Genomic DNA, 15,997 nt, shown 5'->3' on the forward strand with positions numbered 1-15,997 from the left:
GATCTGGGGTGCGCCCCGGGGCGGGCCTAGCCGGGGGCTGTCGAGGTCACCAGGGGGGGACGGCAACGCACAGGCATGCACCACCTTGGGCGCTGAGCCCGCCCGGGGTTGCCCAATCTGCCCTTTTCGCGGGGTTGAAGTACAGCCCGTTGGCCACGCCCGCCTGCGCGCAAGGCTTGTGCCAGCATGGGGACGTCAGGTATTTGAATGCAAATGGCCTTCTCCGCCCGACCATACTCAATTTGTTGCTATGAAATTGTGAGTAATTGACGGCTGCTGCGCTATGTGGCGGGACATTGGACGGATGCACTCATTTGGTGAACGGACAGCGCGTGGTGATTTAACTGTTGCGAAAAAAATTTTTAGTCATAGGATGGACTCGACTTTTCCGAGGCTTTTTTCAGTTCAGGTTTTTCTGGGGTGACAAGGTTTTTCACAAGGAGGGGTTCATGCGCGTCAATCTGCCCGTCAGCACGCACGAATATGCGTTTCCCAAAGGCCAGACTCTGGTGTCCACCACTGATCTCAAGGGCCGCATCCTCTACTGCAACCCGATGTTCATCGAGGTCAGCGGGTACGAAAAAGAGGAACTCCTGGGCCAGCCCCACAGCGTGATCCGGCACCCGGACATGCCCGAAGAGGCTTTTCGTGACATGTGGGAGACCATTGCTCGGGGCATCCCTTGGTCGGCACCGGTCAAGAACCGTCGCAAGGACGGCTCCTTTTACTGGGTCATGGCCAATGTCACGCCGCTGATGCAGGGCGATCAGCCCACGGGCTATATGTCGGTGCGCACCGAGGCCACGCGCGAGCAGATCCAGGGGGCAGAGAAGCTCTACCGCACCATGCAGTCCGAAAAGCAGGCGGGCAGGCTGGTGCATGTGCTGCGTGGTGGGCAGGTGGTTACCGACACCTTGGTGGGCCGCCTGATGATGGCGCTGAAGCCCGGGCCGCTTGGCAAAGTTGCCCTGTGCACCCTGCTGCTGGTTCTGCTGTCGTGGGGGGCTGCCGAGCTGGGCGGGCATGCGATGACGCTGGGTTCGGGCGTGGCATGGCTGGGGGTGGTGGCCGCCGCCATAGCCATGGCGGTGTACTTGCACCGGGTCACAGTGCGGCCCCTGCTCGAGATGCTGCGTTGGGCCAACCGCATGGCGGCGGGCGACCTCACGCAAAAGTTCTCGGCCACGCGCACCGACACCACGGGGCAGCTGCAAAAGGCCCTGGCCCAGCTCAACGTGAACCTGCTGTCCATCGTGCGCGACGCGCGGCGTGAGAGCGAACACATGCAGGTCTCTACCCGCGAAATCGCTCAGGGCAACCAGGATTTATCTTCCCGCACAGAGGCGCAGGCCAGCAACCTGCAGCAGACAGCGGCATCGATGGAAGAGATCACTGGCACCGTCAAGCAGACCGCCGAGTCCGCCCGCCAGGCCACCGTGCTGGCCACACAGGCCACCCAGATCACCGAGCGCAGCAGCTGCGCGGTGGACGGCGTGGCCGACACCATGAAGCAGATCCAGGCCGCGTCTGGCCGCATCAGCGAGATCACTCAGCTCATCGACTCCATCGCCTTCCAGACCAACATCCTTGCACTGAACGCCGCCGTGGAGGCGGCCCGCGCGGGCGAGCAGGGGCGGGGCTTTGCCGTGGTGGCGTCGGAGGTGCGCAGCCTCTCGCACCGCACCCAGTCGGCTGCCAAAGAGATCCGCCAGCTCATCGACGATTCGGCCAACAAGGTGAGCGAAGGCCATGAGAAAACCGATGCCGCCCAAAAAACCATGACCGAGTCGCTGGAGCTGGTGCGCCGCGTGAACACACTGATCGGCGAGATCCACAGCGCATCGAACGAGCAGCTCAGTGGCATCTCGCAGGTCAACTCGGCCGTGGCGCAGCTGGACACCATCACCCAGCAAAACGCGGCGCTGGTGGAGGAAAACGCCGCCTCGGCCATGCAGCTCAACAGTCAGGCGCAGACCATGACCGAGACCGTGCAGGTGTTCCGCGTCGATGCATCCGCACCCAGCCAGGCGCGGGATGCGGTGGCATTGCGCAAGGAGATGAAGGGCCAAGGGGCGGCGTCATCAAGCAGGGCGCTGGCGGCAGTGTGAAGTTGCTGTGCGCAGGCCGGAGCCGGTGGATTGCAATTCCGAGGGCTGCATTGCGGATCCGCGAGAATGTGTTGACTCTGTCCAACTTCGCCCCTGGAGGTCTGCTGCCATGAACAATGCTTTGCGGTACTCGGGTGCAGCCTTCGCGCTGGGCTTGCTGTTGACGGGTTTGATTGCCTTGCTACACAACCTCACTGGCGAGCACTCGGAGTCTCTCGCCGTTCCTTGTTTGCTGATGGTTCTTGGTCTATGTACTGGCGCGTTGGCGTGGCACTTTCCCGGCCTTGGTGGTGCCAGCGGTTGCGACGAGGACGATTTCGCCAGTAGTGGCGAGAGACGGAGTGACGACTCGGAAGCGGCGTGAGGAGCCGTTGCCAGTACCGATGTGCCTGACAGTGCAAACAACTTGGCGGTGAGCCATGCGTGCTCAGGTGCTGCTTCTGATAGTCAGCTCAAACCCCAGATCGACCGAGTTGCGCTCCGGCACCTCACCGCGCATCAGCGCCAGCAGCATGCGCGCGCTGGCCTCGCCAACAGCTGAACGCGGTGTGCGCACGGTGGTCAGTGGCGGCAGCATCTGGTCGCTGCCCGCCAGGTCGTTGAAGCCCGCAATTGCCACCTGGCCGGGCACCGACAGGCCCAGGCGTTGCGCGGCCAGCAGGCCGCCCTGGGCCAGATCGTCGTTGCAGAAGAACACTGCATCCACGCCGGGGCGGGAGCGCAGCAGCTCCTCCAGCAACTCGCCGCCCAGGCGCATGGACGAAGGCTGGGGGCTCAACAGCTCCAGCTTGGGGTCGTAGCGGCCTGCTTCGCGCAGGCAGCGGCGGTAGCCCTCGGCGCGCTGCATGGTGCGCGGGTCGAGCTGGGCGGCCACAAAGGCCACTTTTTTATAGCCACGCTCGAGCAGGTGGGCTGTCATGCTGTGGCCCGCGTCCTGCTGCGAGAACCCCACGCAGAACACGCCGGGGGCAGGGGTCATTTCCATCAGGTGCACACAAGGCACGCCGCTGGCCGCGATCAGGTGGCGCGCGGCTTCGGTTCGGTCAAAGCCGGTGACCAGCAGGCCTGCCGGGCGGTGGGCAAGGTAAGTGCGCAGCAGCTGTTCCTCTTCCTGAGGGTCGTAGTGGGTCACGCCAATCAGGGCCTGATAGCCCTCGGGGAAAAGCGCGCGGTGCACGGATTCGAGCACGTCCACAAACAGCGTGTTCGACAACAGGGGCACGAGCACGGGCACCTGCACGCTGCGTTGCGAGGCCAGCGCACGCGCGGCGGGGTCGGGCACGTAGCCCAGTTGCTGGGCCGCGTCCTTGACCCGCTGCACCAGCTCTTGCGCCACGCCGCGCTCGCCACGCAATGCGCGGGACGCCGTGATGGGGCTGACGCCAGCCGCCTTGGCCACGTCGCTCAGCGTGATGCGCCCACTGGAGCGGCGCCGGGTCTCGGATTTGTTCAAGGGTTAACCCTCATGGGAATAGGTGATGATCTGGTTAGGATAGCGCTGTCCAAACCCTTGGGCAAGACGGCCAGTGCTTTTTTTGGCATGTAGGCTCAATCATTACCGGAATTTTGTTGGCATCTGCAGAGATGCATTTTTTTGGATTCATTGGATAGCGCTACCAATATGAGTTTTACGCCGTCATCGGTTTATCTGGTCGTCATGGGGGTGGCCGGTTGTGGCAAGTCCAGCCTGGGCGCTGCACTGGCCCAGGCCGAAGGCCTGCCCCTGATCGAAGGGGATGACCACCACAGCCCCGCCAGCCGAGAAAAAATGCGCCAGGGCATTGCGCTGACCGATGCCGACCGCGAGGGCTGGCTTTCCACGCTGGGGCAGTTGCTGCAGGCGCGCCCACAGGGCGTGGTGCTGACCTGCTCTGCACTCAAGAAGATGTACCGCGACCGTCTTCGCGACGCATGTCCCGGATTGCGTTTTGTGTTTCTGGAGATCGACCGCCCCCATGCCGGCCAGCGCGTGGCGGCCCGGGCCGGGACCCATTTCTTTTCCAGCGCACTGGTGGACAGCCAGTTCGCCACGCTCGAGTCGCCCTTGGGTGAGGCGGGCGTGCTGCGCCTGGATGCGCTGCTGGACCTGACCACCTTGCAGCAACAGGCATCGGCCTGGCTGGCAATGAAGGAGACCGCATGAGTTCCCCCGCACAACACGCCACGCCACAGAGCCCCTTCGCCAAGGTCGCCCAGGTGCTGATGGCCAGCTGCCTGGGTGTGATGGCCGTAGCCGTGTTCATTAACGTGGTGCTGCGCTACGGTTTTGGCAGTGGTGTGGCCGCGAGCGAGGAGCTGTCGCGCCTGCTGTTTGTCTGGATGGTGTTCATCGGCGCGGCGGCGGCGTATCCCGCAGGTGAGCACATGGCTTTCACCAGCCTGGCGGGCCTGTTGGCCAAGCGCCCTGTGGCGTTTGGTGTGCTGACCGCCGCCATCCGGCTGCTGGTGATGGCCGCCTGCGCCATGCTGGCCTGGGGGGCCTGGCAGCAAGTGGTGGTGGGCATGGGCAGCCGCTCGGTGGTCATGGCCTACCCGGCAGCGCTGCTGCCGTTACCGGCCTTTTTGTGCGCGGTGGCTATTGGTGTGATGGCCGCCATCGAATTGATTCAACGCAAGCCATTGGACCTCGGTCACGGCGCGGAGGTGGAGTGATGTTGGGACTGACGCCTGAAGCCATGGCCTTCGTGGTCTTTTCGCTGGGGATGCTGGTGCTGATGGGCACAGGCATGAACATGGGCCTGGCCCTGGTGCTCACGGGCGCTGGCATGGCATGGGTGCTTGACTTCTGGGATGCCCAGTTGCTCGCGCAAAATCTGGTGGCCGGGGTGGACAGCTTTCCGCTGCTGGCCGTTCCGTTCTTCATCCTGGCGGGTGAGTTGATGAACTCGGGCGGCATCAGCCGCCGCATCATCGACATGGCCCAGGCCTGGGTGGGGCATATCCGGGGTGGTCTGGGTTATGTTGCCATCGGTGCTGCGGTGCTGATGGCCAGCATGAGCGGCTCGGCCCTGGCCGACACGGCAGCCCTCGCCACCATCCTGCTGCCCATGATGCGCCAGCAGGGCTACCCCATGAACACCTCGGCCGGGCTGATTGCCTCGGGCGGCATCATCGCGCCCATCATTCCGCCGTCCATGCCGTTCGTGATCTATGGCGTGACGACCAACACCTCGATCTCGGCGCTTTTTGTGTCGGGCATCGTGCCTGGTTTGATGATGGGTGTGGGCCTGATCTTTGCCTGGCGCTGGGTGCTGCGCGGCCTGGATCTGCCAAAGGGTGAGCCCTTGCCTGCCAAGGACCGCTTGCGTGCCACGGCCCGCGCCTTCTGGGCCCTGCTGATGCCTCTCATCATCATCGGCGGCATGAAGACGGGTGTGTTCACCCCCACCGAGGCCGCCGTGGTGGCCGCGTTCTATGCGCTGGCGGTGGCGCTGTTCATCCACCGCGAGATGAAGGTGGTGGACATCTATGGCGTGCTGGTGCGCGCGGCCAAGACGACCTCCATCGTGATGTTCTTGTGTGCCGGCGCCCAGGTGGCCAGCTACATGATCACGCTGGCCGACCTGCCCAATGTGCTGACCAGTTGGCTGGGCCCCCTGGTGGAGAACCCACGCCTTTTGATGGCGGTGATGATGATCGTGCTGGTACTGATTGGCACGGCGCTCGACCTCACGCCCACCATCTTGATCTTTGCGCCTGTGATGCTGCCCATTGCCGTCAAGGCGGGGATCGACCCGGTGTATTTCGGTCTGATGTTTGTGCTCAATGGGGCCATTGGCCTCATCACCCCGCCCGTGGGCACCGTGCTCAACGTGGTGGCCGGGGTCGGGCGCATTTCGATGCACAGCGTGATCAAAGGGGTGAATCCTTTTCTTTTTACCTACGTGCTGATCCTTGCCTTGCTGGTCGTTTTTCCCCAGATCGTGACTGCACCTGTGGTGTGGCTGCGCTGACTACCCTTCACTCTTTTTCCCTTCCCCCTCGCCAATGGAGACAACCATGAAAACTTTCCGCCGTACCCTGCTCGCCGCCTTGTCGGTGGCTGCCATCGCCTGCTCGTTCCAGGCGGCAGCGCAAGACTTCAAGCCGCGCATCATCCGTTTTGGCTACGGCCTCAACGAAGTGTCTAACCAGGGCCGCGCCACCAAGCTGTTTGCCGAAGAGGTTGAGAAGGCCTCTGGCGGCAAGATGAAGGTGCGTGCCATCGGCGCTGCGGCGCTGGGCTCGGACGTGCAGATGCAGCAGGCGCTGATCGGCGGCGCGCAGGAGATGATGGTGGGCTCCACCGCAACGCTGGTGGGCATCACCAAAGAAATGGCGATCTGGGACACGCCGTTCCTTTTCAACAACGCCAAGGAGGCCGACGTGGTGCTGGACGGCCCCGTGGGTCAGAAGGTGATGGATAAGCTGCAGGAAAAAGGCCTCGTGGGCCTGGTGTACTGGGAGAACGGATTTCGCAACCTCACCAACAGCAAACGCCCGGTCAACAAGCTGGAAGACATGGACGGCATCAAGTTGCGCGTGATGCAGAACAACGTGTTCCTCGACAGCTTCAAGACCCTGGGCGCCAATGCGGTGCCGCTGCCGTTCTCCGAACTCTTTACCGCGCTGGAAACCAAGACGGTGGACGGCCAGGAGAACCCTTACAACACCATTCTGTCGAGCAAGTTCTATGAGGTGCAGAAGTACCTTACCGTGACCAATCACGTCTACAGCCCCTGGATCGTGCTGGTAAGCAAGAAATACTGGGATGGTCTCTCCAAGGCTGAGCAAAAGGTGCTGCTGGATGCCGCCAAGAAGAGCCGCGACTTTGAGCGGCAGGACACGCGTGCTGAGGCCGATAAGGCCCTGGCCGACCTGAAGGCCAAGGGTATGCAAGTGAACGAGTTGCCCGCAGCCGAAGCCAGCCGCATGCGTGAAAAGCTCAGCGCCGTGAACGCGAGCATTGCGGCCAATGTGGGTGAAAGCCTGTGGACCGAGGTGCAGGGCGCTGTGGCGCAGGCACGCGCAGCAAAGTAAGCCCCGGCAGGGCGCTGGCTATTGCAGCGCCGGTGCTGATCCCCCAAGACAAGAAAGGCCGGGACCCCTTTTCGGGGCCCCGGCCTTTTTTTGCATTTGCAACTGATGGCCCGCACCGCTTGGCGCAGGGGCCGAGCCAATTACAGGGAGCCGATTTCGCCGGACGAGATCTTGCCGGTGCGCAGGGCGTCAGCGGCTTGGGCGTTCACGGCGCTACGGTCGGCTGTGGAGGTGTAGACCAGGGCGCGCGAACCGACGGGGATGGCACCGCTGGTCTGGGGCACGGCCGAAGCTTCGGCTTGCACTTCAGCGCGGGTGCGGTTGGTGTCGAACTTGGTGGCGAATTGCGAAGCATCGGCTTCGTCAGCCTGGGCGCCAAAAGAAGCGAAAGCAGCCACAGCGGCGATGGACAGGAAACGAGCGGTCTTGTTCATGATGAAACTCCGATGAAATTTAAAAAAGAGGGATGTACTAGGCAATACGAAACAGAAAGGGCGGTGGATTCAGCGGATCAGGCGCTGAAAAATCAACCACGCTCACCGTAAGAAATCTGGCCGGTGCGCACGGCGTCAGCAGCCTGGGCACGCACGGCAGCGCGGTCGGCGGTGCTCTTGTAGGTCACCACACGCGAACCAGCGGGCTCGATGGAGCGGGTCTGTGCCACGGTGGCGGCTTCGGCGGCCACTTCGGCGCGGGTACGGTTGGTTTCAAACTTCGTGGCGAACTGCGAAGCATCGGCTTCGTCGGCGTGGGCGCCAAAAGAGGCGAAAGCAGCAACAGCGGCGATGGAGAGGAGGCGAGCGGTGTTGTTCATGATGGATAAGTCCTTTAAAAAGCGTCTCAAAAAACCAGGAAGAAAACAAAACAAAAAACTGCTTCAACCCTGGGTTCGGTGAGTCGCCTTGCGGGATCGGCTCATCGATGGGTTGAACTGTACGCCGATGGTGTTCACCAAAAAACCATCTGGTCGCGAATTAACTGTTCCGGTATTGGAAACAATCCAAGTGCTTGTTTCCTGTGCGGCCACATGGCCGGTGGGGGCGCAAGCGATGGGCGCGTAGGCCAGGAAAGTGGGCGGTGGATCCTTTCGAAGTGCGTTGGACATGGGCTGTATCGTGCCCAGCCATCACCTATGCGTCGTCTCGTCACCGTTTCGGTTCTTTTCAGTTTGTTTCGCGCTCCGCCGAATGCAACAGTGGCGAAACATATGCATCGCCGCAGCGACACAGGGTCAAAAAGCATGGCAAATCGGGCTTGCGCGGGTTGCGCCCGTTGGGCTTATGGGCTGAAATCTCTCTGTGCCTGTTCCAGGTGTTACGAGGGAGTTTCCATGACAGTAGTTGCCAAGATTCTTCAGTCCAAACCGGACGCCACCGTCCACACCATTGCACCCACTGCGTCGGTGTTCGATGCGCTTCAGCTGATGGCCGACAAGGGCATTGGCGCCCTGGTGGTGACCGAGGGGGATGCCATCGTGGGCATCTTCACCGAGCGCGACTACGCGCGAAAGATCGCCCTGCTGGGCCGCACCTCGGCGGCCACGCTGGCGCGCGACGTGATGACCACCTCTGTGCGTTTTGTACGGCCCGAGCAGACCAGTGAGCAGTGCATGCAGATCATGAGCGCCGGCCGCCTGCGCCACCTCCCCGTGGTGGACGGCAATGACAAGCTGGTCGGCATGATCTCGATCGGAGACTTGGTCAAGGACATCATCTCCGAGCAAAAATTCATCATTGAGCAGCTGGAGCAGTACATCACCGGAACTCACTAAGGGGCAACCCCCTGAGGCGCTGTGCGCCTTCCCCCTTCTCTCGAATGGCTGCGCCATTCGGGAAGGGAGACGCCCCCGGCGCGGCGGGGCGGCCCTTGCGCGGGGGCACTGGTCTGGGCTGCGCGCTTGCTACCGCTCTGACCTGACGCGGACCACAGAAAAAGGGCTCTGACGATGTTTCGTCAGAGCCCTTTGTTTTGGATATCAGGCCCTGCGGTTCACGCCGCTTTTTCGACGTGCCCCTGGCGGGTGTAGAGGAAGTCAATCACCGCTTTGCGGTAGTGCACGTACAGCGGGTCTTCGGCCAGTTCCACGCGCTTGCGAGGGCGGGGTAGGTCTACGGAGAGCACCTCGCCAATCGTGGCGGCCGGGCCGTTGGTCATCATCACGATCTTGTCGGACAGCAGCACGGCTTCGTCCACGTCGTGGGTCACCATGACCACCGTGCTCTGCGTGCGCGCCACGATCTCCAGCAGCTCGTCCTGCAGCTTGGCGCGGGTCAGGGCGTCCAGCGCGCCAAAGGGTTCGTCCATCAGCAGTACCTGGGGCTCCATGGAGAGCGCCCGGGCAATGCCCACGCGCTGCTTCATGCCGCCCGAGATCTCGCCGGGCCGTTTTTGTCCTGCGTGTGTCAGGCCCACCAGCGCCAGCGCAGCGTCGGTGCGGGCCTTGAGCTGGGCCTTGTTCTCCTTGGCGCCAAACACGCGCTCCACGGCCAGGTAGATGTTGTCAAAGCAGGTGAGCCAGGGCAGCAGCGAGTGGTTCTGGAACACCACCGCGCGCTCGGGGCCCGGGCCCTTGATCTCCTTGTTGGCGCACAGCAGCGCGCCCTGCGTCGGCGTTGTCAACCCGGCAATCAGGTTCAGCAGCGTGGACTTGCCGCAGCCCGAGTGGCCAATCAGTGCCACGAACTCGCCCTTGGCAATCGTCAGGTTGATGTCGCGTAGTGCAGGGAACAGGCCTTTGGCCGTCTTGAAGGTCTGCTCGACGCCGTGAACCTCGATGAACTTGGTGCTCATGGAGGGGTGTGCGGATGCTGCCGTGGTGGTCGTGTTCATGCCTTCACCTCTTCAAAAGTAAATGCGGTGGCCAGCTTGATGAGTGCAAACTCCAGCACCAGCCCGACGATGCCGATCACAAAGATCGCGATGATGATGTTCTTGACGTTGAGGTTGTTCCACTCGTCCCACACCCAGAAGCCGATGCCCACGCCGCCGGTCAGCATTTCGGCCGCCACGATCACGAGCCACGCCGTGCCAACTGCCAGACGCACGCCGGTCAGCATGTACGGCAGCACGGCGGGGAAGAGGATCTTGGTGGCGATCTTCCACTCGCTCAGGTTGAGCACGCGGGCGACGTTCATGTAGTCCTGTGGCACGCGCTGCACGCCCACGGCGGTGTTGATGATCATGGGCCAGATGGAGCAGATGAAGATGGTCCAGATGGCCGCCGGGTTGGCGCCCTTAAACACCAGCAGGCCAATCGGCAGCCAGGCCAGCGGCGACACCGGTCGCAGCAAGCTGATGAGCGGGTTGAACATGCGCGACAGGAAGTTGAAGCGCCCGATCACGAAGCCTGCCGGGATGCCCACCAGCGCCGCCATGCCAAAGCCGATGGCCACGCGCTCCAGGGACATCAGCACGTTCCAGCCCACGCCCTGATCGTTCGGGCCGTTGCGGTAGAAGGGGTTGCTGAAGATCTCCAGCGCCTGCCTCCAGGTCTCCAACGGGCTGGGGATGCTGCCGCCCGTGGTGGTGGAGACCACCGCCCACAGCCCGATGAGCAGCCCCAGGCCACACAGCGGCGGCAGCACGGCCATCCAGAAGCTGCGCGAGAGTGCGGCCCAGTCGCGTGCCGCAGGCGCGGCAGGCGCCGTGGTGCCGGGCGCGGTCGTTGCCTTGGCTGCGGGTGCAGGATTCAAGGTTTTTTGGGCTCTTGCGCCTGCTGGCAAAGCGTTTGTAGCTACATTATTCATAGCGTTCTGTGCAACCCCGGCAGGGGCTGCATCCAGGGGAGAGTGAAAAACGGCACTGACCATGGTGGTTCTCCTGTGAATCCTGTGAAGAGGCCGGGTGTGCTGGTCGCTGGTCGGGGCTGGGGGGGCAGATCAGGCCCTGATCTTGAAGCTGTCGGCGTACTTGGCGGGGTCTTTGCCGTCCCACACCACGCCGTCCATGAACTTGCTGGTGCGCATTTCGCTCTTGGGCAGCGGTGTCTTCGATGCGGTGGCGGCCTGTTTGTAGACGTCGATGCGGTTCACCGCCTTGGCCACGTTCAGGTAGTCGGGGTGGTCCTTCACCAAGCCCCAGCGCTTGTGTTGCGTGAGAAACCACATTCCGTCCGTGAGGTAGGGGAAGTTCACCGTGCCTTCATTGAAGAACTTCATGTGGTTGGGGTCATCCCAGGTCTTGCCCATGCCGTCCTGGTAGCGGCCCAGGATGCGCTGGTTGATCGCGTCCACGCCCGTGTTCACATAGGCCTTGCCCGCAATGGTCTCGGCCATCTTGTTTTTGTTGGCCAGGCCATCGTCGATCCACTTGCTGGCCTCCAGGATGGCAGCCGTCACCGCACGGGCCGTGTTGGGGTACTTTTGCACGAACTCGGACGTGGTGCCCAGCACCTTTTCGGGGTGGTCTTTCCAGATGTCCTGCGTGGTGGTGGCAGTCACCCCGATGCCGTCCATGATGGCGCGGTGGTTCCAGGGCTCGCCCACGCAGAAGCCGTCCATGTTGCCCACGCGCATGTTGGCCACCATTTGCGGGGGCGGCACGGTGATGACCTTGGCGTCCTTCATGGGGTTGATGCCATGTGCAGCCAGCCAGTAGTAGAGCCACATGGCGTGGGTACCCGTGGGGAAGGTTTGGGCAAAGGTGTATTCGCGCTTTTCGCTGGCCATGAGCTTGGCCAGGCCTGCACCGTTGACGGCGCCTTTTTCGGCCAGCTTTTTGGACAGCGTGATGGCCTGGCCGTTGTGGTTCAGGTTCATCAGCACGGCCATATCTTTCTTGGGACCGGCCAGGCCCAGGTGCACGCCGTACACCAGGCCGTACAGCACGTGGGCAAAGTCCAGCTCGCCATTGACCAGCTTGTCGCGCACACCGGCCCAGCTGGCCTCTTTGGTGGGGATGATGGTCACGCCATATTTCTTGTCGATGCCCAGCACCGACGCCATCACCACGCTGGCGCAGTCGGTCAACGGGATGAAGCCGATCTTCACTTCCTTCTTCTCGGGGGCGTCCGAGCCCTGGGCGTGCACCAGGGCACGCAGGGCGGGGCTCACGCCCACGGCGCCCACGGTAGCGGCCTGCAGCACGGTGCGGCGGTTGAGGCTGGTTTTCAACAGATCGGTCATGGGGCGGTTCCTCGGTGCGTTAGAAAACAAAAAAAGGCGTCCTCCCCTGGCCGGGTTGCATGCGCAAACGGGCTCGGAGAGGGACGCCTTTGTCCATGGCAAAGCCCATTGGGGGGCTTTGTGTCAGCACTGGCCCGCCATTGGGCCGGTGCTGTCAGGGGGAGACCTTCTTTGGTCTTGCCAGAGTTAATGCAAGCAGCGTGCCAGCCTGCTCTGCGCCAGTCTGGCGCAGCCATTACTATGCTTTTGATAGCTGCTTAGGCAAGATGGGCAGGCGGAAACGGTCTTTTTTGCTTGAAATGGCCAGGGCTGGTGCATGCGTGCGGGCTGCACTGCGTTTGTGCGGCGCACCATGTGGGAGAAGCCGGTGGATATGGACGCAGCCCACGCCAGGGCCGCCAAGCAAGGGCCGCCCCGCAGCGTAGCCGCTCAGGGGGAAGTCACCCATTCACCCCAGCAAATCCATCACGTCGAGCATGCGCTGGGCCACGTCCACCAGCTTGAGGCCCTTGTCCATGGCTGTCTTGCGCAGCTTTTCGTACGCGGCCTGTTCGGTCAAACCCTGGCGCTGCATGAGCAAGCCCTTGGCGCGGTCAATGGTCTTGCGGTCGCGCAGTTCGGTCTTGGCGTCGGCCAGTTCTGCGCGCAGTGCCTGCTCGTGCTGAAAGCGGGCCATGGCCACGTCCAGGATCGGGCGGATGCGCTGCGGCGCCAAGCCCGCCACAATGTAAGCAGACACTCCTGCCGCCACCGCATCCTTCACGTGCGAGGTGTCCTCGTCGTTGGTGAACATCACGATGGGGCGGCGCTCGTCGCGCGTGGCCATCACCACATGCTCCAGTGCGTCGCGCGCCTCGCTTTCGGCGTCCACGATGATCAGGTCGGGCTGCAGCTGGGCGATGCGCTCGCTCAGAAACACATCGGAGGGCAGCGTGGCGACCAGGTTGAAGTTGTTCTCCAGCAGGCCGATGCGCAGCGCCCGCGATCGCTCAGCCTGCAGGACGGCGTGTTCGTCGTGTGGGTCGGCGATCGCCAGATCCGGGGCGACCACCACGATGCGCAAGGCCTCATTCATAGCGATGAGCGTAAGCAATTTTTACGCCACAAATTGGTGCGCCGGGGTGGTGCACGGCCTCGGAGGTCCGCTGCGATCGGACTTCACTCAAGGGAAAACCGGCCCCAGGCCCACCACGCGTGAGTTCCCTGGCCACCCTTGCGGGGCCTGAAAGTTGCTAATACTGACATCGTGGAAGGGCATACCCGGTAGCTCATCCTGCGGGGCGTCGCATATACATCTGCACACACAGACACACTGAAATGGAGTTTTTTGCATGAACAAGCACTTCAACCGGCGCCGCTTCTCGGCCAGCCTGGCCCTGACCGCAGTGGCGACTGCCGCACTCCTGACCGGATGCGGCAAGGTGCCGGACACCATCAAAATTGGTGTTGCACAACCCCTGAGCGGCCCGCTGGGCGCCCTGGGGCAGGATCTGCTGAACGGCGTAAGCCTGGCGGTGGATGAACTCAACAAGTCCGGCTACAGCGTGGACGGCAAGCGCGTGACGCTGGAAGTGGTGTCGGTGGACGACAAGGCCGACGCCGCCACCGGCAAGGCCGTGGCCCAGCAGCTGGTGGATGCCGGTGTGGTGGCCGTGATCGGGCACCTGAACTCGGGCGTGAGCATTGAAACCGCACCCATCTATGCCGCCAAGGACATCGCGCAGATCGCCATCTCCACCAACCCCAAGTTCACCCAGCTGGGCTTTTCCACCACCTTCCGCATGGTGGGCAACGACACCCTGCAGGCCCGCGCCATCGGCTCGTTTGCCGCCACCCAGCTGGGCGCCGCGCGCTATGCCGCGCTGGACGACGGTACCCCCTACGGCAAGGGCCTGGCCGACGGCGCCACGGAGCAGCTCAAGGCCGAGAAGAAAGAAGTGGTGGTGCGCAAGTCGTTCGACGATAAGACCGTGGCTTTTGACGAGCTGGCGGGCGAACTAAAGGCCGCCAAGGTGGATGTGATCGTCTCCACGCTCAACGACTTCCAGGCCTTGGCCCTGCTCGAAGCCCTGCGCAAGGTGGACCACACCAAGGTCAGCCTGCTGGGCGGCGACACCATCAAGACCACCGACATGACCAAGGGCGGCGGCATTGTGCAAGGCATCTACGCCACCTCGCCCGTGCTGGAGGCCAAGGAGTTCTCCACTGGCAAGCCCTTCCTCGAAAAGTACATTGCTGCGTATAAAAAACCCCCGGCCTACGGCGGTCACTACAGCTACGACAGCATGTATGTGCTCTCCGCCGCCATCCAGAAAGCCAAGTCCGCCGCTCCCAAGGACATCACCAAGGCCCTGCACAGCATCAACGGCTATGCCCCGGTGATTGGCACCATGACCTGGGACGACAAGGGCGAACAACGCTACGGTGCCGTGGGTGTGTACGAGCTGCGCAGCGGCAACTGGGAACTGCGCATGCGGTCAGACCGCTGGTAACCTGCATACCTTGGCGCTATCGCCTCGCACAGCCCCTGTCGGCCCATCTGACAGGGGCTTTGCTTTTGCGGCGGTTCAGGGGGCGCATGGGTTTTACACTTGGGTGATGAGCTTGCTGATCCTTGGTATCGAATCCTCCTGCGACGAAACGGGCGTGGCATTGGTCCGTTCCACGGGCGATGCCGTGCCCACCCTGCTGTCGCACGCGCTGCACAGCCAGATTGAGATGCACCAGGCCTATGGCGGCGTGGTGCCCGAGTTGGCCAGCCGCGACCACATCCGCCGCGTACTTCCGCTGGCCAAAGAGGTGCTGGCCGAGTCTGGCCAGTCGTTGGCCGATGTGGACGTGGTGGCCTACACGCGCGGCCCGGGGCTGGCGGGTGCGCTGCTGGTGGGGGCGGGCGTGGCCTGCGCCCTGGGCGCGGCGCTGAACAAGCCGGTGCTGGGTGTGCACCACCTGGAGGGGCACCTGCTGTCACCCTTCCTCAGTGCCGACCCGCCGGAGTTCCCCTTTGTGGCCCTGTTGGTATCGGGCGGTCACACCCAGCTGATGCGGGTGGACGGCGTGGGCCGCTACGAAATTCTGGGAGAGACCATTGACGACGCGGCGGGCGAGGCGTTTGACAAGTCCGCCAAGCTCATGGGCCTTGGTTACCCGGGCGGCCCTGCGCTGTCTCGCTTGGCCGAGCAGGGCAGTGCCACTGCGTTCAAGCTGCCCCGGCCTTTGCTGCACAGCGGCGATCTGGACTTTTCGTTTGCGGGCCTCAAGACGGCGGTGCTCACGCAGGCCAAGAAGCTCGGTGACGACCTGGAAGCGCGCAAGGCCGACCTGGCTGCCAGCACCGAGGCGGCGATTGTCGAGGTGCTGGTGAAAAAGACGCTGGCCGCGCTCAAGCAGACGGGCCTGAAACGCGTGGTGGTCGCTGGTGGCGTGGGGGCCAACCGGCACTTGCGCGCGCAGCTCAATGCAGCCTGCGCCGCTGCCAAAGTGCGGGTGCACTACCCCGAGCTGCACCTGTGCACCGACAACGGCGCCATGATTGCCATGGCCGCAGCCATGCGCCTGCAGGCGGGGCAGCAGCAGGCCAACACCGACTATGCGTTTGACGTGAAGCCGCGCTGGCCGCTCGATGCGATTGCGGTTTGATTTTTTGAATAAAAAAGGCCACCCTCGCCTGTCCAGCAAGCGTTGGTAGCTATCTTTTTTGAATGTCAGAAGGGGTAGTGGCGGGGTGTGGTTTGCACCGTGATCCAG

General features: G+C 63.0%; 16 protein-coding genes. 9 read left to right on the forward strand and 7 right to left on the reverse strand.

Annotated elements, in window-relative coordinates:
• Positions 1-449: 449 nt before the first annotated feature.
• A complete protein-coding gene (locus DBR12_RS13175; RefSeq protein WP_108617664.1) occupies positions 450-2,108 on the forward strand; it encodes a PAS domain-containing methyl-accepting chemotaxis protein in 1,659 nt (552 codons plus the stop codon).
• Positions 2,109-2,217: 109 nt separating this feature from the next.
• Positions 2,218-2,472: a hypothetical protein gene (locus DBR12_RS13180; RefSeq protein ID WP_108617665.1), complete on the forward strand. Its 255-nt coding sequence runs from the start codon at positions 2,218-2,220 to the stop codon at positions 2,470-2,472.
• 63 nt (positions 2,473-2,535) lie between these two features.
• On the opposite strand, the gene DBR12_RS13185 is transcribed toward DBR12_RS13180, so the two are convergent.
• Complete coding sequence (locus tag DBR12_RS13185) at positions 2,536-3,561, reverse strand: LacI family DNA-binding transcriptional regulator (protein WP_108617666.1); 1,026 nt, start codon at positions 3,559-3,561, stop codon at positions 2,536-2,538.
• Between the two features lie 204 nt (positions 3,562-3,765).
• On the opposite strand from DBR12_RS13185, the gene DBR12_RS13190 reads away from it, so the two are divergent.
• Genes DBR12_RS13190 through DBR12_RS13205 form a run of 4 tightly spaced genes read left to right on the forward strand, consistent with a single transcriptional unit; the run spans position 3,766 to position 7,127 of the window.
• Entirely contained in the window at positions 3,766-4,251 is a 486-nt protein-coding gene (locus tag DBR12_RS13190; protein WP_108617667.1) for a gluconokinase, read from the forward strand.
• Positions 4,248-4,760, forward strand: a complete 513-nt coding sequence (locus tag DBR12_RS13195; RefSeq protein WP_108617668.1) for a TRAP transporter small permease — start codon at positions 4,248-4,250, stop codon at positions 4,758-4,760. Before DBR12_RS13190 ends, DBR12_RS13195 begins: the two co-directional genes overlap by 4 nt.
• Complete coding sequence (locus DBR12_RS13200) at positions 4,760-6,061, forward strand: TRAP transporter large permease (RefSeq protein WP_233244458.1); 1,302 nt, start codon at positions 4,760-4,762, stop codon at positions 6,059-6,061. The genes DBR12_RS13195 and DBR12_RS13200 overlap by 1 nt, the downstream gene beginning before the upstream one ends.
• A gap of 46 nt (positions 6,062-6,107) precedes the next feature.
• On the forward strand, positions 6,108-7,127 hold the full coding sequence (locus DBR12_RS13205) for a TRAP transporter substrate-binding protein (protein WP_108617690.1): 1,020 nt from the start codon (positions 6,108-6,110) through the stop codon (positions 7,125-7,127).
• A gap of 140 nt (positions 7,128-7,267) precedes the next feature.
• Here DBR12_RS13205 and DBR12_RS13210 read toward each other — a convergent pair whose 3' ends face one another.
• The gene (locus tag DBR12_RS13210) at positions 7,268-7,561 is read right to left on the reverse strand and encodes a DUF4148 domain-containing protein (protein ID WP_108617669.1); all 294 of its coding nucleotides are present in this window, start codon (positions 7,559-7,561) and stop codon (positions 7,268-7,270) included.
• A gap of 92 nt (positions 7,562-7,653) precedes the next feature.
• On the reverse strand, positions 7,654-7,941 hold the full coding sequence (locus DBR12_RS13215; protein WP_108617670.1) for a DUF4148 domain-containing protein: 288 nt from the start codon (positions 7,939-7,941) through the stop codon (positions 7,654-7,656).
• Between the two features lie 516 nt (positions 7,942-8,457).
• Here DBR12_RS13215 and DBR12_RS13220 point away from each other — a divergent pair.
• Positions 8,458-8,898 carry a CBS domain-containing protein gene (locus DBR12_RS13220; RefSeq protein ID WP_108617671.1) on the forward strand — a complete coding sequence of 147 codons (441 nt, stop codon included), beginning with the start codon at positions 8,458-8,460 and terminating at the stop codon, positions 8,896-8,898.
• A gap of 218 nt (positions 8,899-9,116) precedes the next feature.
• Here the strand turns inward: DBR12_RS13220 and DBR12_RS13230 are convergent, their stop codons facing one another.
• From DBR12_RS13230 to DBR12_RS13245, 4 genes are all read right to left on the reverse strand, one after another.
• Entirely contained in the window at positions 9,117-9,956 is an 840-nt protein-coding gene (locus DBR12_RS13230) for an ABC transporter ATP-binding protein (protein WP_108617673.1), read from the reverse strand.
• The gene (gene ntrB, locus DBR12_RS13235) at positions 9,953-10,936 is read right to left on the reverse strand and encodes a nitrate ABC transporter permease (RefSeq protein WP_108617674.1); all 984 of its coding nucleotides are present in this window, start codon (positions 10,934-10,936) and stop codon (positions 9,953-9,955) included. The genes DBR12_RS13230 and ntrB overlap by 4 nt, the downstream gene beginning before the upstream one ends.
• 69 nt (positions 10,937-11,005) lie before the next feature.
• A complete protein-coding gene (locus DBR12_RS13240; RefSeq protein WP_108617675.1) occupies positions 11,006-12,250 on the reverse strand; it encodes a CmpA/NrtA family ABC transporter substrate-binding protein in 1,245 nt (414 codons plus the stop codon).
• 448 nt (positions 12,251-12,698) lie between these two features.
• Positions 12,699-13,325: an ANTAR domain-containing response regulator gene (locus tag DBR12_RS13245; RefSeq protein WP_108617676.1), complete on the reverse strand. Its 627-nt coding sequence runs from the start codon at positions 13,323-13,325 to the stop codon at positions 12,699-12,701.
• Positions 13,326-13,581: 256 nt separating this feature from the next.
• Here DBR12_RS13245 and DBR12_RS13250 point away from each other — a divergent pair, with 256 nt between their 5' ends.
• Both DBR12_RS13250 and tsaD read left to right on the forward strand, forming a co-directional pair.
• Complete coding sequence (locus DBR12_RS13250) at positions 13,582-14,742, forward strand: branched-chain amino acid ABC transporter substrate-binding protein (RefSeq protein ID WP_108617677.1); 1,161 nt, start codon at positions 13,582-13,584, stop codon at positions 14,740-14,742.
• Positions 14,743-14,848: 106 nt separating this feature from the next.
• Positions 14,849-15,889 (forward strand): tRNA (adenosine(37)-N6)-threonylcarbamoyltransferase complex transferase subunit TsaD, encoded by a 1,041-nt coding sequence (gene tsaD / locus DBR12_RS13255; RefSeq protein ID WP_108617678.1) that lies wholly within the window; start codon positions 14,849-14,851, stop codon positions 15,887-15,889.
• The last annotated feature ends 108 nt before the right edge of the window (positions 15,890-15,997 follow it).

Source organism: Acidovorax sp. HMWF029 (genome assembly GCF_003060895.1).
GTDB lineage: Bacteria > Pseudomonadota > Gammaproteobacteria > Burkholderiales > Burkholderiaceae_C > Acidovorax.

What these genes read in the sequence shown, in the direction of transcription:
- DBR12_RS13200 (WP_233244458.1), top strand. Translation starts at nt 4,760, where the DNA reads ATGTTGGGACTGACGCCTGAAGCCATGGCCTTCGTGGTCTTTTCGCTG.
- DBR12_RS13190 (WP_108617667.1), top strand. Translation starts at nt 3,766, where the DNA reads ATGGGGGTGGCCGGTTGTGGCAAGTCCAGCCTGGGCGCTGCACTGGCC.
- DBR12_RS13215 (WP_108617670.1), bottom strand. Translation starts at nt 7,941, where the DNA reads ATGAACAACACCGCTCGCCTCCTCTCCATCGCCGCTGTTGCTGCTTTC.
- DBR12_RS13205 (WP_108617690.1), top strand. Translation starts at nt 6,108, where the DNA reads ATGAAAACTTTCCGCCGTACCCTGCTCGCCGCCTTGTCGGTGGCTGCC.
- DBR12_RS13180 (WP_108617665.1), top strand. Translation starts at nt 2,218, where the DNA reads ATGAACAATGCTTTGCGGTACTCGGGTGCAGCCTTCGCGCTGGGCTTG.
- DBR12_RS13245 (WP_108617676.1), bottom strand. Translation starts at nt 13,325, where the DNA reads ATGAATGAGGCCTTGCGCATCGTGGTGGTCGCCCCGGATCTGGCGATC.
- DBR12_RS13240 (WP_108617675.1), bottom strand. Translation starts at nt 12,250, where the DNA reads ATGACCGATCTGTTGAAAACCAGCCTCAACCGCCGCACCGTGCTGCAG.
- DBR12_RS13230 (WP_108617673.1), bottom strand. Translation starts at nt 9,956, where the DNA reads ATGAACACGACCACCACGGCAGCATCCGCACACCCCTCCATGAGCACC.
- DBR12_RS13195 (WP_108617668.1), top strand. Translation starts at nt 4,248, where the DNA reads ATGAGTTCCCCCGCACAACACGCCACGCCACAGAGCCCCTTCGCCAAG.
- DBR12_RS13210 (WP_108617669.1), bottom strand. Translation starts at nt 7,561, where the DNA reads ATGAACAAGACCGCTCGTTTCCTGTCCATCGCCGCTGTGGCTGCTTTC.
- tsaD (WP_108617678.1), top strand. Translation starts at nt 14,849, where the DNA reads ATGAGCTTGCTGATCCTTGGTATCGAATCCTCCTGCGACGAAACGGGC.
- ntrB (WP_108617674.1), bottom strand. Translation starts at nt 10,936, where the DNA reads ATGGTCAGTGCCGTTTTTCACTCTCCCCTGGATGCAGCCCCTGCCGGG.
- DBR12_RS13220 (WP_108617671.1), top strand. Translation starts at nt 8,458, where the DNA reads ATGACAGTAGTTGCCAAGATTCTTCAGTCCAAACCGGACGCCACCGTC.
- DBR12_RS13250 (WP_108617677.1), top strand. Translation starts at nt 13,582, where the DNA reads ATGAACAAGCACTTCAACCGGCGCCGCTTCTCGGCCAGCCTGGCCCTG.
- DBR12_RS13175 (WP_108617664.1), top strand. Translation starts at nt 450, where the DNA reads ATGCGCGTCAATCTGCCCGTCAGCACGCACGAATATGCGTTTCCCAAA.